20 protein-coding genes are annotated in these 13,731 nt (G+C 58.9%); 16 read left to right on the top strand and 4 right to left on the bottom strand.

All coding sequences use genetic code 11. The features are described 5' to 3' along the window. Positions 1-61: 61 nt before the first annotated feature. Positions 62-307 carry a hypothetical protein gene (locus HBO12_RS16665; RefSeq protein WP_170042698.1) on the bottom strand — a complete coding sequence of 82 codons (246 nt, stop codon included), beginning with the start codon at positions 305-307 and terminating at the stop codon, positions 62-64. A 105-nt stretch (positions 308-412) separates the two neighbouring features. Between HBO12_RS16665 and yejK the strand changes: the two genes are divergently transcribed. The 10 genes from yejK (at position 413) to HBO12_RS16615 (ending at position 6,659) form a co-directional block, all read left to right on the top strand. After that, positions 413-1,420 carry a nucleoid-associated protein YejK gene (gene yejK / locus HBO12_RS16660; protein WP_170042697.1) on the top strand — a complete coding sequence of 336 codons (1,008 nt, stop codon included), beginning with the start codon at positions 413-415 and terminating at the stop codon, positions 1,418-1,420. Between the two features lie 20 nt (positions 1,421-1,440). Continuing rightward, complete coding sequence (locus HBO12_RS16655) at positions 1,441-2,043, top strand: DUF1566 domain-containing protein (protein WP_170042696.1); 603 nt, start codon at positions 1,441-1,443, stop codon at positions 2,041-2,043. A gap of 88 nt (positions 2,044-2,131) precedes the next feature. Beyond that, positions 2,132-2,740, top strand: a complete 609-nt coding sequence (locus HBO12_RS16650) for an Lcl C-terminal domain-containing protein (protein WP_170042695.1) — start codon at positions 2,132-2,134, stop codon at positions 2,738-2,740. A 50-nt stretch (positions 2,741-2,790) separates the two neighbouring features. After that, positions 2,791-3,147, top strand: coding sequence for a four helix bundle protein (locus tag HBO12_RS16645; RefSeq protein WP_170042694.1), 357 nt, complete (start codon positions 2,791-2,793; stop codon positions 3,145-3,147). Between the two features lie 212 nt (positions 3,148-3,359). Continuing rightward, positions 3,360-4,517: an RNA-directed DNA polymerase gene (locus tag HBO12_RS16640; RefSeq protein ID WP_262377003.1), complete on the top strand. Its 1,158-nt coding sequence runs from the start codon at positions 3,360-3,362 to the stop codon at positions 4,515-4,517. 44 nt (positions 4,518-4,561) lie between these two features. Further along, positions 4,562-4,873, top strand: coding sequence for a hypothetical protein (locus tag HBO12_RS16635; protein ID WP_154906926.1), 312 nt, complete (start codon positions 4,562-4,564; stop codon positions 4,871-4,873). Next, positions 4,870-5,190, top strand: coding sequence for a DUF4406 domain-containing protein (locus HBO12_RS16630; protein ID WP_170042693.1), 321 nt, complete (start codon positions 4,870-4,872; stop codon positions 5,188-5,190). Before HBO12_RS16635 ends, HBO12_RS16630 begins: the two co-directional genes overlap by 4 nt. A gap of 61 nt (positions 5,191-5,251) precedes the next feature. Then, positions 5,252-5,932: a hypothetical protein gene (locus tag HBO12_RS16625; protein ID WP_170042692.1), complete on the top strand. Its 681-nt coding sequence runs from the start codon at positions 5,252-5,254 to the stop codon at positions 5,930-5,932. A 98-nt stretch (positions 5,933-6,030) separates the two neighbouring features. Beyond that, a complete protein-coding gene (locus tag HBO12_RS16620; RefSeq protein WP_170042691.1) occupies positions 6,031-6,450 on the top strand; it encodes an HNH endonuclease in 420 nt (139 codons plus the stop codon). After that, a complete protein-coding gene (locus HBO12_RS16615; RefSeq protein ID WP_170042690.1) occupies positions 6,426-6,659 on the top strand; it encodes a hypothetical protein in 234 nt (77 codons plus the stop codon). The genes HBO12_RS16620 and HBO12_RS16615 overlap by 25 nt, the downstream gene beginning before the upstream one ends. 35 nt (positions 6,660-6,694) lie before the next feature. Here the strand turns inward: HBO12_RS16615 and HBO12_RS16610 are convergent, their stop codons facing one another. Continuing rightward, complete coding sequence (locus tag HBO12_RS16610) at positions 6,695-6,937, bottom strand: hypothetical protein (RefSeq protein WP_170042689.1); 243 nt, start codon at positions 6,935-6,937, stop codon at positions 6,695-6,697. A 115-nt stretch (positions 6,938-7,052) separates the two neighbouring features. Between HBO12_RS16610 and HBO12_RS16605 the strand changes: the two genes are divergently transcribed. The 4 genes from HBO12_RS16605 (at position 7,053) to HBO12_RS16590 (ending at position 9,709) form a co-directional block, all read left to right on the top strand. Further along, the gene (locus HBO12_RS16605) at positions 7,053-7,274 is read left to right on the top strand and encodes a hypothetical protein (protein WP_170042688.1); all 222 of its coding nucleotides are present in this window, start codon (positions 7,053-7,055) and stop codon (positions 7,272-7,274) included. Positions 7,275-7,461: 187 nt separating this feature from the next. After that, complete coding sequence (locus HBO12_RS16600) at positions 7,462-8,667, top strand: tyrosine-type recombinase/integrase (protein WP_170042687.1); 1,206 nt, start codon at positions 7,462-7,464, stop codon at positions 8,665-8,667. Between the two features lie 22 nt (positions 8,668-8,689). Further along, positions 8,690-9,235 carry a GTP cyclohydrolase I FolE gene (folE, locus tag HBO12_RS16595; protein ID WP_029300367.1) on the top strand — a complete coding sequence of 182 codons (546 nt, stop codon included), beginning with the start codon at positions 8,690-8,692 and terminating at the stop codon, positions 9,233-9,235. Between the two features lie 102 nt (positions 9,236-9,337). Then, the gene (locus HBO12_RS16590) at positions 9,338-9,709 is read left to right on the top strand and encodes a glutathione S-transferase N-terminal domain-containing protein (RefSeq protein WP_029300369.1); all 372 of its coding nucleotides are present in this window, start codon (positions 9,338-9,340) and stop codon (positions 9,707-9,709) included. A gap of 122 nt (positions 9,710-9,831) precedes the next feature. Here the strand turns inward: HBO12_RS16590 and HBO12_RS16585 are convergent, their stop codons facing one another. Both HBO12_RS16585 and HBO12_RS16580 read right to left on the bottom strand, forming a co-directional pair. Beyond that, a complete protein-coding gene (locus HBO12_RS16585; RefSeq protein WP_038447277.1) occupies positions 9,832-10,434 on the bottom strand; it encodes a glutathione S-transferase family protein in 603 nt (200 codons plus the stop codon). A gap of 10 nt (positions 10,435-10,444) precedes the next feature. Next, positions 10,445-11,611: an aminotransferase-like domain-containing protein gene (locus HBO12_RS16580; protein ID WP_170042686.1), complete on the bottom strand. Its 1,167-nt coding sequence runs from the start codon at positions 11,609-11,611 to the stop codon at positions 10,445-10,447. Between the two features lie 81 nt (positions 11,612-11,692). Between HBO12_RS16580 and HBO12_RS16575 the strand changes: the two genes are divergently transcribed. Both HBO12_RS16575 and HBO12_RS16570 read left to right on the top strand, forming a co-directional pair. After that, entirely contained in the window at positions 11,693-12,124 is a 432-nt protein-coding gene (locus HBO12_RS16575) for a MarR family winged helix-turn-helix transcriptional regulator (RefSeq protein WP_169952812.1), read from the top strand. Positions 12,125-12,346: 222 nt separating this feature from the next. Then, the gene (locus HBO12_RS16570) at positions 12,347-13,678 is read left to right on the top strand and encodes an NCS2 family permease (protein ID WP_178123767.1); all 1,332 of its coding nucleotides are present in this window, start codon (positions 12,347-12,349) and stop codon (positions 13,676-13,678) included. The last annotated feature ends 53 nt before the right edge of the window (positions 13,679-13,731 follow it).

Below are 13,731 nucleotides of genomic sequence, written 5' to 3'. Positions count from 1 at the left end.
GCGTAACCCACCCTACTCGCTGCATCCGGTAACCGGAGGGCGGCGCCTGACTAAATAGTCGTTAGGAGTGTTCCTTTTTGGGCCTAAAGACTGCTCCGTATGCGCAGAAGCCAACACCGATTTCAGCTATTGCCATCACGCCGTACATAACGCCGTACATGAAGGACGAAGCGAGGAACGCGAGACCAAGAAGGAAAATCAGGACTTGCAAAACAGTCTCAGCTCTCTTTGACCAAGACGGCCCTAAAGCGTCGACAAAACCAGCTAAAAATCCAATCACTATCCCCACAGCGATTTTCACAAACATTACCGCTCCTAGATCCGGCTCCATGCCGGTCACCCGTAATACCCCAACCCAAACCAAATTGCCACCACCGGTCACGGAGGGCGGCGCCTACCTGAGGTAAACGCAATGCCCGTACTTCACAGCGCAATCCACAAGATCGACAAGAAGCCAGACGGCACCCCGGCCGTTCTGTTCCTTGGCGGCGCCGAGCAAGTCGAAAGCCAGGCCCGCGACGATCTGATGCACCAGTTCAACGAAAGCTACAACGGTACCGCCGGCAAGGGCTGGGGCTTCTTCCATGCCGAATCAGGTGCCTTCCCACTCAGCGGCTGGCTCGGCAAGTACCTGGCTGGAGTCGGCGACTTCCTAAAGTTCAGCACCATCGCTGTCGAGCACCTGGTCAGGCTGATGGAAGAGTCGAACCTCACCACCGGCGGGCACGCCCTCTTCTGCCATTACCAGCAAGGTCTGACCGAATACCTGGTCATCGCCCTGGTGCAGGAAACCGAAGCGGTGACCATGACCGAAGAGCTGCACCTGATGACGGTGAAGCGCCTGGACCTGGGTCACATCCGCCTGGCCGCGCGCATCAATATCAGCGAGTGGCAGAACAGCCCGCGGTCCCGGCAATACATCTCCTACCTCAAGGGCAAGCAGGGCCGCAAATTCAACGAGTACTTTCGCGACTTCGTCGGCTGCCAGGAAGGAGTCGACGGTCCGGGCGAAACGCGCACTCTGCTGAAGGCGTTCAGCGACTTCGTTGAAAGCGAGGATCTGGGCGAGGAATCAGCGCGGGAGAAGACGAACACGCTGGTCAGCTACTCAATGGCCCAGGCCAAGCTGGGCGAGCCGATCACCCTTGGCGAGCTGTCAGAGTTGATCGACGAGGACCGCCCGAAGAACTTCTACAACTTCATCAAGGCGAAGGACTACGGGCTTTCCGAGACCCTGCCGCCGGACAAAAAGACCCTCAACAAATTTCGGCGTTTCACCGGCCGGGCCGAGGGCATGTCGATCAGCTTCGAAGCGCACCTGCTGGGCGACAAGATCAAGTTTGACGAGGAAGGCGGCACCCTGACACTGCGCGGCCTGCCAACGCAACTCACTGAACAACTCAAGCGCGCCGCCGCCTGACCAACCTCGAGGTAACCGAAATGAAAGCCAAAACTATTTCAGTGGAAATTGATGAATTCAAGATCAAGGGGCCAGCAGAGCGCATGGTGCAGCTGTTCGCGCTCGGGATGCTTGCCCAAACTTTGCCGCCAGCGGCGAATGTTCAGCCGCTAACCTCGACCACTGCGCCGGCCTTTGGTGAGTACTGGCCGGGTGAAGGTGGCATCAATGGCGGCTACGTGCCGGCTCACGGCCAGGTGCCAGAGCATTACCTGATCTTCGCCACGAAGGATGCCGGGCGGCACGCATGGGGTCGCCATGGTGAAACATCCAAGGCCACCGACAAGCGTGACGGGCTGGCGAACACCGCGATCCTTCTGGCTGAGGGCGATCACCCCGCCGCCAAGGCTGCTGCCGAATACACCGCCGACGGTCACGCTGACTTCTACCTTGGTGCCGCCGCCGAGATGTATCAGGGCTGGCTCAACTGCCCGGACAAGTTCGACCAGGATGCCTACTACTACACCAGCACGCAGTTCTCAGCCGACTACGCCTACAGCGTGGGCTTTAGCGGTGGCGGCCAGGACTTCGGCTACAAGTACGGCGCGCGCAGCGTGCGCCCTGTCCGCAGACGATTTATTTAATCCTCATTCCTTCAATCAGGCCGACAGGCCATCAACAACACCGGGCGCACAAGCGCCTTTTTTGTTGCCTCAAAAATAGGAAGCACCCATGAACGCATTGGCAGCTACTGCGCAACTCGAACTCGTAATTGGTCAGGTCTATGGCGGTGGACACTTCATCGGCATTACCCAGGAAGATGGCAAGCTGTACCGAAATATCCAAGCTCCAAAGGCTTTCGAGCTTCGCGGTGTCATTGGCTGCTACGGCGTCGATGTTGCCGGCGCCCGCAGCTATGCCGACAGCCGCAGCAATACCGAGGCATACGCCGCCGCTGGTAGCGAGCTGGCTCAACGGGTCGTCGCCCTGGTAATCGGTGAGCAGGCAGACTGGGGCATCCCGGCGCGGGATGTGCAGGAGTTGCAGTATCGCCACATGAAGCCAACCGCACAGGATAACTACTGCACGTGGCGCGACGGCGACAACCCATCTAGCGTTCCGGCCGGCTACCCCTACACCGAATCCAGCCCTGGGCAAACGTCACTGGCGGCCTTCCAGGAGGGTGGCAAGGAGGCCTTTGGTGCCAGCTGGTACGTGTCGAGCACGCAGTTCTCAGCCTACTACGCCTTCCACATGGACTTTAGCGATGGCTACCAGTTCGGCGACGACAAGCTCACCGAGCGCAGCGTGCGCCCTGTCCGCAGAGAATTAATTCAGTAATCCATTCATTCAATTAAGTCGCGGCAGCGACTCGCTTTAAGGGACTTCGCATGGCCATGCACACGGATCTGGAAATCCACAAATCAGCCGAGGAACTGCTTGGCGTCGCGATTCAATTGGTGCGGAACATTCCGCGCGATTTGAAGCAGTTGGTCGGCGTCAAGATTCTGGACGAGTGCCTTGAGGTTCTCAGGATGATAGGTAGAGCAAACATGGCCCGCGATAAGCGTCCTGACCTGAATACGCTGCTGGGAAGTATTCAGGTCATCAACCAGTTGCTGCGAGCGATGGTGAGCATGCAGTTCATGAGCATCCCGCAGCACGCAAAGGTCATGAAGCTCACCGCATCGGTGGGCAAGCAGGCAAATGCCTGGAAAAGAAGTTCCGCAACCGCGCCCGCTACTTGAGGGTCAAGGCCCTCTCTTCTGTGCGCTGAATCTGGTCGTGCCGCTGGCCACTTGGCCACCGCCATGCGCACCCACGGATACCTACGGTCTAAAGCGTCCGCGAAGGTCCGGCGCAGTTTCCCCGCTGATCGGCATGCCTTCGGCGGGGCGATGTAGATAGCACGGCAGGTCGCAGTTCTCAGCCAACAACGCCTACAACATGGACTTTAGCGATGGCAACCAGAACAACGACAACAAGAACAACGAGCGCAGCGTGCGCCCTGTCCGCAGATTCCAGTGTTGCACCCTTACAGTTCGAGGATCTGGTTCAAGCGTATTACGACTGCCGACGACGCAAGCGCAACACGGCGAGCGCCAGACGGTTCGAGCAGGAACTGGAGCTGAATCTATTCGAGCTGTACAACGACCTGATTGCCGGCACTTACCGGCCAGGCCGATCTATCTGTTTCGTGGTCACCCGACCGAAAGCCCGCGAGGTGTGGGCAGCAGCCTTTCGGGACCGCGTCGTCCACCACCTGCTGTACAACCATGTGGCACCGCGCTTCTACGCCAGCTTCATAGCGGACAGTTGCGCATGCATTCCAGGGCGCGGCACGCTTTACGCGGCCAAGCGTCTTGAATCGAAGATCCGGAGCGCCAGCGAGAACTGGTCGAAGCCCGTCTTCTATCTGAAGTGCGACCTGGCCAACTTCTTCGTCGCCATCGACAAGGCTGTGCTGCGCAAGCAGCTGGAGGCCAGGATCACCGAACCCTGGTGGCTGGCCCTGGCCACGCAGATCCTCATGCACGACCCGCGCGAGGATTACGAGACCTGCAGTCCGGCGCACCTGTTCAACCGGGTGCCGCAGCACAAGCGGCTGGTCGCTCAGCCCGCGCGCCTGGGGCTACCGATCGGCAACCTGTCGTCGCAGTTCTTCGCCAACATCTACCTCGACGCCCTGGACCAGTTCGCAAAGCACCAGCTGCGCGCCAAGCACTACATCCGCTACGTCGATGACTTCGTGTTCCTGCATGAGTCGCCGCAGCAGCTAAACCAGTGGCTGGCACAGGTGGAAGCGTTCCTTCCCCGGCTCGGCGCGAAGCTGAACCCCACGAAGACGATCCTGCAGCCCGTAGATCGCGGCGTCGACTTCGTTGGGCACGTCATCAAGCCCTGGCGGCGTACCACCCGCAAGCGGTCACTGGCTCAGGCACTTAAGCGCACCGCTGCCGCCCCCGCGGAGGATCTACGGGAGACCGCCAACAGCTACTTCGGCCTGCTCAGCCAGGCCAGCCACAGCGAGAAGGACCGGGCAGCACTCGCCCGTGTCGTGTTGAAGCGTGGCAACAGCGTCAACGCAGCACTGACCAAGACCTTCCAGAAGAAGTAACTCCCCCACTCCACCGCCCGGGCATGGCCCGGCAAGGACTCCCCATGCCTACAGAAAAACGCACCCCCAAGAAAACCAAGGCCCAGCAGTTCGTCGACAGCATGATCCGCTGTCGCGGCATCGAGTTCGCCAAACTGGGCATGATGGTCGAGGTGGATGGCGACCTCGGGACAATCGTCGGGATGAACGGCTCAGCCAATCTGGACGTTCAGTTCGCCAACCAGCTGCAGTACGGCAAGCACACGCACAACTGCCACCCAACCTGGAACGTGAAGTACTTCGACGCAGCAGGCAAGGTGATTGCCCATTTTGACGAGTGCAAGTGCGTCTTCCGGCCGCTCAAGGAGGCCGCATGAAACGCATCTACCTCAGCGGCCCCATGACCGGCCTGCCCGGCCTCAACTTCGCCGCCTTCCACGCCATGACCACCAACCTGCGCGCCGGCGGCCACACCGTCACCAACCCCGCCGAACTCAACCCCGACGGCGGCACCTGGAACGACTGCATGCGCCGCGACATTGCCGCCATGATGGACTGCGACACCGTGGCCACCCTGCCCGGCGGGCAAGAATCGAAGGGCGCCCAGCTCGAAGTCCTGATTGCCCAGCACCTCGGCATGACGGTTGTGAATGCCCATGATCTGTCATGCGACACCTCCAATCATCCGGTGTAACTTATAAGGTTCGGCACGTTCAGCTTTCCATCCGTAGCCTTGTCCAAATAAAGGAATTGTCATGCCTGAGCCCATGGTCACCCCAAGCAGAACATTCAACTTTGAAAAAATGAAAAGCCCTAGATTGCATGCAAATTCGGAAGCGCCAGGCTCTTATAGAATTGCAACGTTAATAAGCGAAACCGTAATTAACGCTGGAGCAACACTCACGTTCGAACAATATATTAGTGGCTACGGAGAAATTAGCGGCGCGAAAATCCAGTGTTATATATCTTCCGATATCTTCAGCTCCGAAACTTCGCTAGTCAGATGCAGTCTAGCAACAGAAAACGAACAACATATTGTATGGGGCAGCATCGAACAACGTATCGAAGGTAGTGGCTTTCGCATGGCCTTAGAAGGAGTGCATCCACCACACTGGGGTAAGAGCACAATATTTGTTGATGCCAGCGAAAGAATCAACTCGGTAATTACCGAAATGCATTATAAAAACCCACCCTTCACTTATATACTTAGCACAAAGAAAAAAATTAAAAGCGGCGTACACTATATTGATTTCTATTTGACATTTTTCAACGGGAGAGAGTGGGTCACAAACAAAGAAAGAGTAGAATTTAAAATCAGAAATTTTTTTGAGAAACACAACAAAGCAATATCTTGGCTAGCGATTGTGGCCTCAGCCCTAGCAATAATACGTCTCGCCGCAGTTCCCTGTGTAGAATGGCTAATCAGTTTATTCTGAATGACCCACTGATCAAGCAGGGCTTAACTTAGTAGCCCTGCTAATCCACCACCCTCGCCCCCCCTTCAAAGTCAGCCACTATAGCGGCAAGGATACCTATGCGCCTGAAGAAAGCTGAGCGCGAGCAAGTGCGTCTGAAGTACGGCGGGCACTGCGCCTACTGCGGGGTACTGCTGGGCGACCGGTGGCACGCCGACCACCTGGCCCCGGTTGTCCGTGAGCTGCTGTCCAAGAAGACCGCCGCCGGCACCTGGAAGCTGGTATCAGGAAAGCCCCTGCGTCCTGAGCATGACGTGCTGGAGAACATGATGCCGGCCTGCGCGCCCTGCAACATCAGCAAGGGTGGCCAAACCCTGGAAGGCTGGCGGACTTGGATCGCCGGGCACGTCAACTCCCTCAACAGCTACCACCCCATCTATCGCCTGGCCAAGTCCTACGGACTGATCGCCGAGACTGGCGCGCCGGTGGTGTTCTACTTCGAAAAGGTGACCCTATGGGCTACATCAACCCACTCTTAAAGTTGCCATCTGGCCGCGCCCTTCTGGATCTACCAGCAGAAGATAGGGCGCGGATTGAAGCCGTAATGCGCGAACTGCGCGACCAAGCCAACACCGAGGCGGAGAACTCCTGGAAGCGCCGCAAAGGCCCGATGGCCGCCTACTGGCGAGCCGTCTCTACCTACGCGCGCCACCTAGCGCATGCGCTTTCTCACAAACCCCTGCCCTAACCCCAATCCCCCTACATGCCTGCCGGTGAGCGAACTCACGGTAACTGGCTGTCGATCCATCGCTCCGCTGCTGCCATTGCGTCACCCAGTGCCGCCGGATAGTCCGGCCATGGACCCGTCAGCTCGGCGGCGACTTCGCCCAACCCAGCAACGGCTGCCGGCTCGATGATTCTCGCAAGTGCGGGTACGTCATCGTTTGGCCGCCTCCATTCGAACTTGAGAAACAACGTATGCCCCCGATAGGCGTGAACGACTGGAACATCGAGATTGTGTGACACGCGCCCTCCCTGACATATGAGCAAGTTGACCGGTATTTGTAGCTCTTTTTCGCACCCTTCGCCATCGAGGCACTTCGCTATCAACTTCTGCCGCCCAGCGCGGCAAGGACACCCCATGTACGCAACGAAACTCACCCTGCTCATGACGGCCATCGTGTTGTACGTGGCGGGGTCCACCTTCTGGTTTTTCTGGCAGGTGCCGGAGCTGCTCTCCACCGGCACCGAACAAACCCTGGTCGTAGCATTCGCCGGCTCCGTCGCCTGGGCGCTGCTCACCTTCGGTTTCATCATCCACATCATCAAGACAGCGCGGCCTACAGCGGGCGGCGGGAGGTAGACATGGCAGCAGCCGAACAGCTGGAAGAACCGCTCAGGTAGGACAAGATCCCGGAAAAGGAATTCGCCTTACTCGTTGGCACCACGAAACGCGCCCTGGAAGGGAAGCGTCAACGGGGAGTTATTCCCAGGGGTGTTTGGAATGAGTATGACGGGAAGATTTACTATAGCTTTTGGAGATATGAGAAATGGCTAGAAAGCCAATGGGAATGCCCGCCGGCGTTGAGCTTGCCGGACAGTCCGTCCGGATTCGCTTCACCTGGAAGTTTCGTCGCTGCGAAACCCTCCCCTATCCCCAAACGCCAAAGGGCATTAAAGCGGCCGCAGATCTTCGCGCTACAGTAACCAGCCTGATTAAGCACGGCGTGATGGACGAGCAGCGTTACGCCGAGCTGTTCCCAAACTCGACATACTCCACTTATTCAGCCACTCCACTGTTCGGGGAGTATGCCCAGGCGTGGCTAAATGGGCGGGAAGTGGTAACCGGAACCCGGAAAAACTACCGAATTTCGCTGAACCTCTACTGGATGCCCCACCTGGCGCTGATCCCCATGGATCAAATCACGTCGCCGATGCTCAGAAAGATCGTGAGCGAAACAGAATGGAAGTCGCCAACCGTCAAGCGGTCAGCAATTCAGCGGCTTACCACACTGCTTGAGACGGCCGTGAAGGATGAGCTGCTCACGCGCAACCCGGCAAACTCAATTGAACTGCCGACGAAGGCAAAAAAGGCTGTGGATCCGTTTACGGTCGAGGAAGCAGATCGGGTTATTGGGCACCTGTATCAGGTGCTGACCGGTTCAATGCGGGTGTACGCAGCCTACTTTGAGTTTGCGTTTTACACCGGCATGCGGCCTGGTGAGATAGCGGCGTTGCGCTGGGGTGAGGTAGATAAAGAGGCCAGAGTGGCCAATATCTGCAGAATTGTTGCTGACTACAAGATCGAAGAGCGGACCAAGACCCGGGAATCGCGCCGGGTGATGCTCAACAGTCGAGCCCTGAATGCTATAGAAGAAGCGGAGAAAGTCGCCGCACTGCGCGCCAAACAGAGCCGCCGGCAGCACAAGCAATCGCCGTATGTGTTCCCGCCGACCAGGAACTTTGAGTACATCCAGCAGGCCAGCGTGACCGACAAACACTTCCAGGCGGCTCTGGTAGAATTGAAGATCCGAAGCCGTCGGCAATACAACTGTCGGCACACGTACGCTACTATGTGCCTAATGGCAGGCATGAACCTCGGGTTCATAGCAAATCAGCTTGGTCACAGCGTGCAAATGCTGCTGTCCACTTACGCCCGATGGATAAACTCCAGCGAAGATTGGAGCGAGCTCGGGAAGCTTGAACAAAGCCTGAATGGTACAAAATTGGTACAGGCAGAAACCGTACCGCTCTGAAACCCATACGGAATACCGCCCTGTGACTTTGGAACAGAATTACACAGCGATCCTCGGCCAAATCGGCGAGGACGTTTCCCGCGAGGGCCTGCTCGACACGCCAAAACGTGCCGCCAAGGCCATGCAGTACCTTTGCCGCGGCTATGAGCAGACACTGGAAGAGGTCACCAACGGTGCCCTGTTCAGCTCCGACAACAGTGAAATGGTGCTGGTCAAGGACATCGAGTTGTACTCGCTGTGCGAACACCACCTGCTGCCGTTCATCGGCAAGGCCCATGTCGCCTACATCCCCAGCGGCAAGGTCCTGGGCCTGTCGAAGGTCGCGCGGATCGTCGATATGTATGCCCGTCGCCTGCAGATCCAGGAAAACCTCAGCCGCCAGATCGCCGAAGCGGTCCAGCAGGTGACCGGTGCCCTGGGCGTTGCGGTGGTGATCGAGGCCAAGCACATGTGCATGATGATGCGCGGTGTGGAGAAACAGAATTCGTCGATGATCACCTCGGTGATGCTGGGTGAGTTCCGCGAAAACGCGGCGACCCGCAGCGAGTTCCTCAGCCTGATCAAGTAACAGGCTGCGTCAGAAAAAACCGGCATTCATCGCCGGTTTTTTTTCGCCTGTAGAAATCAGGTAAGCTGCGGCCCCTTCTGTCATGGGCAAGAGGTTTCAGCCATGTTCGTCAAAGCACTTCGAGTGGGCCTCGGCCACGTCATCATCGCGGGCGACTTCCTTACCCGCCCGCGGAAAAAACAGCGCCCCGCCGAGCAACAGGCGCAGGTCAATGAAGCGGCCAAGGGCCTGACCCTGTATCAATTCCATGCCTGCCCGTTCTGCGTGAAGACCCGCCGCACCCTGCACCGCCTCAATGTGCCGGTGGCGCTCAAGGATGCGAAGAACAACGAGCAAGACCGCCAGACGCTGCTTACCCAAGGCGGCAAGATCAAGGTGCCGTGCCTGCGTATCGAAGAAAACGGTCAGACCACCTGGATGTATGACTCCAAGGTGATCATCGATTACCTGGACAAGCGCTTCGCCGCGATCTGACAGGCAGGCATCACCCCTTGTGGGAGCTGGCTTGCCTGCGATGGCGGCGTGTCAGTCAACTATCCATCAACTGACACGCCGCCATCGCAGGCAAGCCAGCTCCCACAGTGGAATCGCGCCTATCAGTCGAGCATCGGCACATGCCGCGGATGGCTGGCCACGCGGGCAAGCCAGGCTTGTACGGCTGGATAAGGGCTCAGGTCAAAACCACCCTCATGGGCCACGTGGGTGTAGGCATATAGCGCAATATCGGCGATCGAATACTGGTCGCCCACCAGGTATGGCGTGGCTTGCAGCTGTTTTTCCATGACCCGCAGGGCCTTGTAGCCGCCTTTGTGGGTGGTCTTGTATTCCTCCAGCCGATCTTCCGGCAGCCCCAGGTAAAACTGGATAAACCGTGCCACCGCGATGTACGGCTCGTGGCTGTACTGCTCGAAAAACTGCCACTGCAATACTTGGGTACGCAGGCGCGGTTCGCTGGGCAGGAATTCGCTGCCGTCGGCGAGGAAGTTGAGGATCGCGTTGGATTCCCACAGGCAGGTGCCGTCTTCGAGCTCCAGGACCGGGATCTTGCCGTTGGGGTTCTTCGCCAGGAACTCGGCGGTCTGTGTGTCGCCGTTCAAGATATCGACATTCACCCACTCATACGCGATGCCGAGCAGGTTGAGCATCAACTTGACCTTGTAGCAGTTGCCCGAGCGGTAATCGCCATAAACCTTGTACATGAAGCTCCCCTTATGCCGCTTGCGCGCGCTGTGCTTGACGGATCACCGCCGCGAGACGCTTGAGACCTTCGTCCAGGCGCGCCGGGTCGATATGGCTGAAATTGAGCCGCAGGTGCCCGTGGTGCTGGTCCGGCTCGGCAAAGAACGGTTCACCGGGCATGAACGCCACGTCCTGGTCCAGCGCTTGTGCCAACAAGGTGCGGGTATCCAGGGGCTGTTTCAAGGTCAGCCAGAAGAATAATCCACCCTGGGGCACTTGCCAGTCGGCCAAGTCCTGGAAATGCCGGGTCAGCGCCAGTTGGAACCCATCGCGGCGCTCACGATAAAAACTGCGCAGTTGCCCCAGGTGCTGCTGGTAGCGCTCGGTGCCGATCCACTGCATGGCCTGCCACTGGCCAACGCGGTTGGTGTGCAGGTCCGCCGACTGCTTGAGCTTGAGCAGAGGGGGGAACAGGTCGGGGCTGGCGATCAGATAGCCGACCCGCAATCCCGGGAGCAGGGTTTTGGATACGGTGCCGGTGTAGATCCAACTGGCCTTGCGCAACTGGCTGACAATCGGCCGCGCGCTGCCACCGTCGAAGGTCAGCTCGCGATAGGGCTCGTCTTCGATCAGGGTCACGCCGAACTCATCGAGCAGCGCCGCCACCGCATCGCGCTTGGCTTGGCTATAGCGCACGGCCGAGGGGTTCTGGAAGGTCGGGATCAGGTAGATGAACGCCGGGCGATGACGTTCCAGGCTGCTGCGCAGCGCCGCCAGGTGCGGGCCGTCGGCTTCCAGCTCCACGCTCAGGCAGTCGGCACCGAACAGCTGGAAGATCTGCAAGGCGGCCAGGTAGGTCGGGCCTTCCAGCAGGATCTGCGTTCCTCGGTCGATATACAGCTTGGCCGCCAGGTCCAGGGTTTGCTGCGAACCGCTGACCACCAGGACCTGGCTGGCATCACAGGCCACCCCCAGCGCCCGCGCCTCGGCCGCCAGCAATTCGCGCAATTGCGGCTCGCCTTCGCTCATGCCGTACTGGCCCATGGCAGGCGGCATGCCTTGCCAATCCAGCGCCGGCAGCATGGCTTCGGCTGGCAGGCCACCGGCAAATGACATCACCTGCGGGCGTTGGGCCGCCGCGAGGATCTCACGGATCAAGGAGCTTTTAAGGCGCGAAACACGTTCAGAGAAAGCCATAGGGTCACCGGTAGCAAAGGCTGGGGAAAATACGTCAAACTGGTTGACCGAAATTACGACGCCCCAGGTAGATACGTCAATATGCTTGACCTTAAAAACCAGACCTCGCAGCAAGCCGCCATGGAAGCGTTCTTCTTCGGCTACCAGGCCTTTACCGCCAAGGCCGACGAAATGCTCGAACGCCGGGGCTTGAGCCGGGTGCATCAGCGCATCGTGTTTTTTATCGCCCGCTACCCCGCCTTGAGCGTCAAGCAACTGTTGGAGTTGCTGGGGGTAAGCAAGCAAGCGCTGAATATGCCGCTGCGCCAATTGCAGGAAATGCACCTGGTCGACAGCACGGCCTCGACCACCGACAAACGTAAGCGCCTGCTGCACCTGACCGAAGAAGGCCAGCGCTTCGAGCACGCCCTGCGTCGTGAGCAAGTCAAGCTGCTGCAGCGCGCCTTTGCCGAGGCCGGCGAGGACGCCGTGAATGGCTGGCTGGCGGTGAACAAGGCCCTGACCCTGCCCTGAAATTGGCCTTTCATCTTTTTTGCACACATAATCGCAAACATTATTTGCTTTCTTTGTATACAAAAGCATAATTCGCTTCGTGCGAGTTCCTGACCTACTGGTCAACAAAGCCCGCTGGTACCTCAAAGCGCCGCTGCCCACTCATGTGTCCGGCGCTGGAAATAACAATAAAACTCTTGAGGAGTACTTGCTGTGGAAAGCCATAAATCCGACACCCCGACCCTGGACCTCAGTCCGCCCGACCTTTCAACCACCAAACAGGGCTGGCTGGAGCGCCTGTTCAAACTCAGCTTGCATGGCACCACAGTGAAGACCGAATTGATCGCCGGCCTCACCACATTCATCACCATGGCCTACATCATCTTCGTCAACCCCAACATCATGGCCGACGCCGGCATCGACCACGGCGCCGCCTTTGTCGCGACCTGTATCGCCGCAGCCCTCGGTTGCCTGTTGATGGGCCTGTATGCCAACTGGCCTGTAGGCCTGGCGCCGGGCATGGGTTTGAATGCGTTCTTTACCTACACCGTGGTCGGCACCATGGGCTACACCTGGGAGACCGCGCTGGGTGCGGTATTTATCTCCGGCGTGCTGTTCATGATCCTGACGCTGTCGCGCATCCGCGAATGGCTGCTCAATAGCATTCCGGTGAGCCTGCGCCACGCCATGGGCGCGGGGGTAGGCCTGTTCCTGGGGGTGATCGGCCTGAAAACCGCCGGCATCATCGTTGCCAGCCCCGCAACCCTGATCAAGCTCGGCTCCCTGCATGAACCGGCCCCGCTGTTGGCGGCCGTGTGCTTCCTGCTGATCGCGATCCTCAGCTATCACCGGGTGTTCGGCGCCATCCTGATCAGCATCATCACCGTCACCCTGGCCGGCTGGGGCCTGGGCCTGGTGCATTACCAGGGCATCGTTGCCGCCCCGCCGAGCCTGGCGCCGACCTGGATGGCGATGGACGTGATGGGCGTGTTCAACGTCAGCATGATCAGCGTGGTGTTCGCCTTCCTGTTTGTGCACATGTTCGACACCGCCGGCACCCTGATGGGCGTCGCCCAGCGCGCAGGCCTGGTGAATGCCGACGGCAAGATCGAAAACCTCTCCCGGGCCTTGAAAGCCGACAGTGCCTCCAGTGTGTTTGGCGCAGTGGTCGGTGTGCCCCCCGTCACCAGTTATGTGGAAAGCGCCGCCGGCGTGGCGGCCGGCGGGCGCACCGGGTTGACGGCCGTGACCGTGGGCGTGCTGTTTGTGGCGGCGATGTTTTTCGCCCCGCTGGCGGGCATGATTCCTGCGTATGCCACGGCCGGTGCGTTGATTTATGTGGCGATGCTGATGATGAGCGGCATGGCCCATATCGAGTGGGACGACGCCACCGACAGCATTCCGGCGATTGTCACGGCAATCATGATGCCTCTGACCTTCTCGGTTGCCGACGGCATCGCCCTGGGCTTTATCACCTACGTGGCGCTCAAGGCCGGCACGGGCAAGTATCAGCAGATTTCTATCAGCCTGTGGGTGCTGTGCGCGATTTTTATCGCCAAGTTTGTGTTCCTGTAACGCGCAAGCTGGCGAAAACCGCCTCACCTGCGGGTGGGGCTTTTGCATGTATG

Source organism: Pseudomonas sp. WS 5059 (assembly GCF_012985525.1).
In the GTDB taxonomy this organism is placed as follows: domain Bacteria; phylum Pseudomonadota; class Gammaproteobacteria; order Pseudomonadales; family Pseudomonadaceae; genus Aquipseudomonas.
The sequence above is the reverse complement of the archived record's forward strand: the minus strand, read 5'-3'. Positions and strand labels throughout refer to the sequence as shown.

Excerpts from the sequence above, each read along its gene's own strand:
- HBO12_RS16650 (WP_170042695.1), top strand. The coding sequence starts at position 2,132 with ATGAACGCATTGGCAGCTACTGCGCAACTCGAACTCGTAATTGGTCAG.
- HBO12_RS16625 (WP_170042692.1), top strand. The coding sequence starts at position 5,252 with ATGCCTGAGCCCATGGTCACCCCAAGCAGAACATTCAACTTTGAAAAA.
- HBO12_RS16620 (WP_170042691.1), top strand. The coding sequence starts at position 6,031 with ATGCGCCTGAAGAAAGCTGAGCGCGAGCAAGTGCGTCTGAAGTACGGC.
- HBO12_RS16645 (WP_170042694.1), top strand. The coding sequence starts at position 2,791 with ATGGCCATGCACACGGATCTGGAAATCCACAAATCAGCCGAGGAACTG.
- HBO12_RS16605 (WP_170042688.1), top strand. The coding sequence starts at position 7,053 with ATGTACGCAACGAAACTCACCCTGCTCATGACGGCCATCGTGTTGTAC.
- HBO12_RS16615 (WP_170042690.1), top strand. The coding sequence starts at position 6,426 with ATGGGCTACATCAACCCACTCTTAAAGTTGCCATCTGGCCGCGCCCTT.
- HBO12_RS16585 (WP_038447277.1), bottom strand. The coding sequence starts at position 10,434 with ATGTACAAGGTTTATGGCGATTACCGCTCGGGCAACTGCTACAAGGTC.
- HBO12_RS16575 (WP_169952812.1), top strand. The coding sequence starts at position 11,693 with ATGCTTGACCTTAAAAACCAGACCTCGCAGCAAGCCGCCATGGAAGCG.
- HBO12_RS16655 (WP_170042696.1), top strand. The coding sequence starts at position 1,441 with ATGAAAGCCAAAACTATTTCAGTGGAAATTGATGAATTCAAGATCAAG.
- HBO12_RS16630 (WP_170042693.1), top strand. The coding sequence starts at position 4,870 with ATGAAACGCATCTACCTCAGCGGCCCCATGACCGGCCTGCCCGGCCTC.
- HBO12_RS16640 (WP_262377003.1), top strand. The coding sequence starts at position 3,360 with ATGGCAACCAGAACAACGACAACAAGAACAACGAGCGCAGCGTGCGCC.
- HBO12_RS16590 (WP_029300369.1), top strand. The coding sequence starts at position 9,338 with ATGTTCGTCAAAGCACTTCGAGTGGGCCTCGGCCACGTCATCATCGCG.
- HBO12_RS16600 (WP_170042687.1), top strand. The coding sequence starts at position 7,462 with ATGGCTAGAAAGCCAATGGGAATGCCCGCCGGCGTTGAGCTTGCCGGA.
- HBO12_RS16635 (WP_154906926.1), top strand. The coding sequence starts at position 4,562 with ATGCCTACAGAAAAACGCACCCCCAAGAAAACCAAGGCCCAGCAGTTC.
- HBO12_RS16580 (WP_170042686.1), bottom strand. The coding sequence starts at position 11,611 with ATGGCTTTCTCTGAACGTGTTTCGCGCCTTAAAAGCTCCTTGATCCGT.
- HBO12_RS16665 (WP_170042698.1), bottom strand. The coding sequence starts at position 307 with ATGTTTGTGAAAATCGCTGTGGGGATAGTGATTGGATTTTTAGCTGGT.
- yejK (WP_170042697.1), top strand. The coding sequence starts at position 413 with ATGCCCGTACTTCACAGCGCAATCCACAAGATCGACAAGAAGCCAGAC.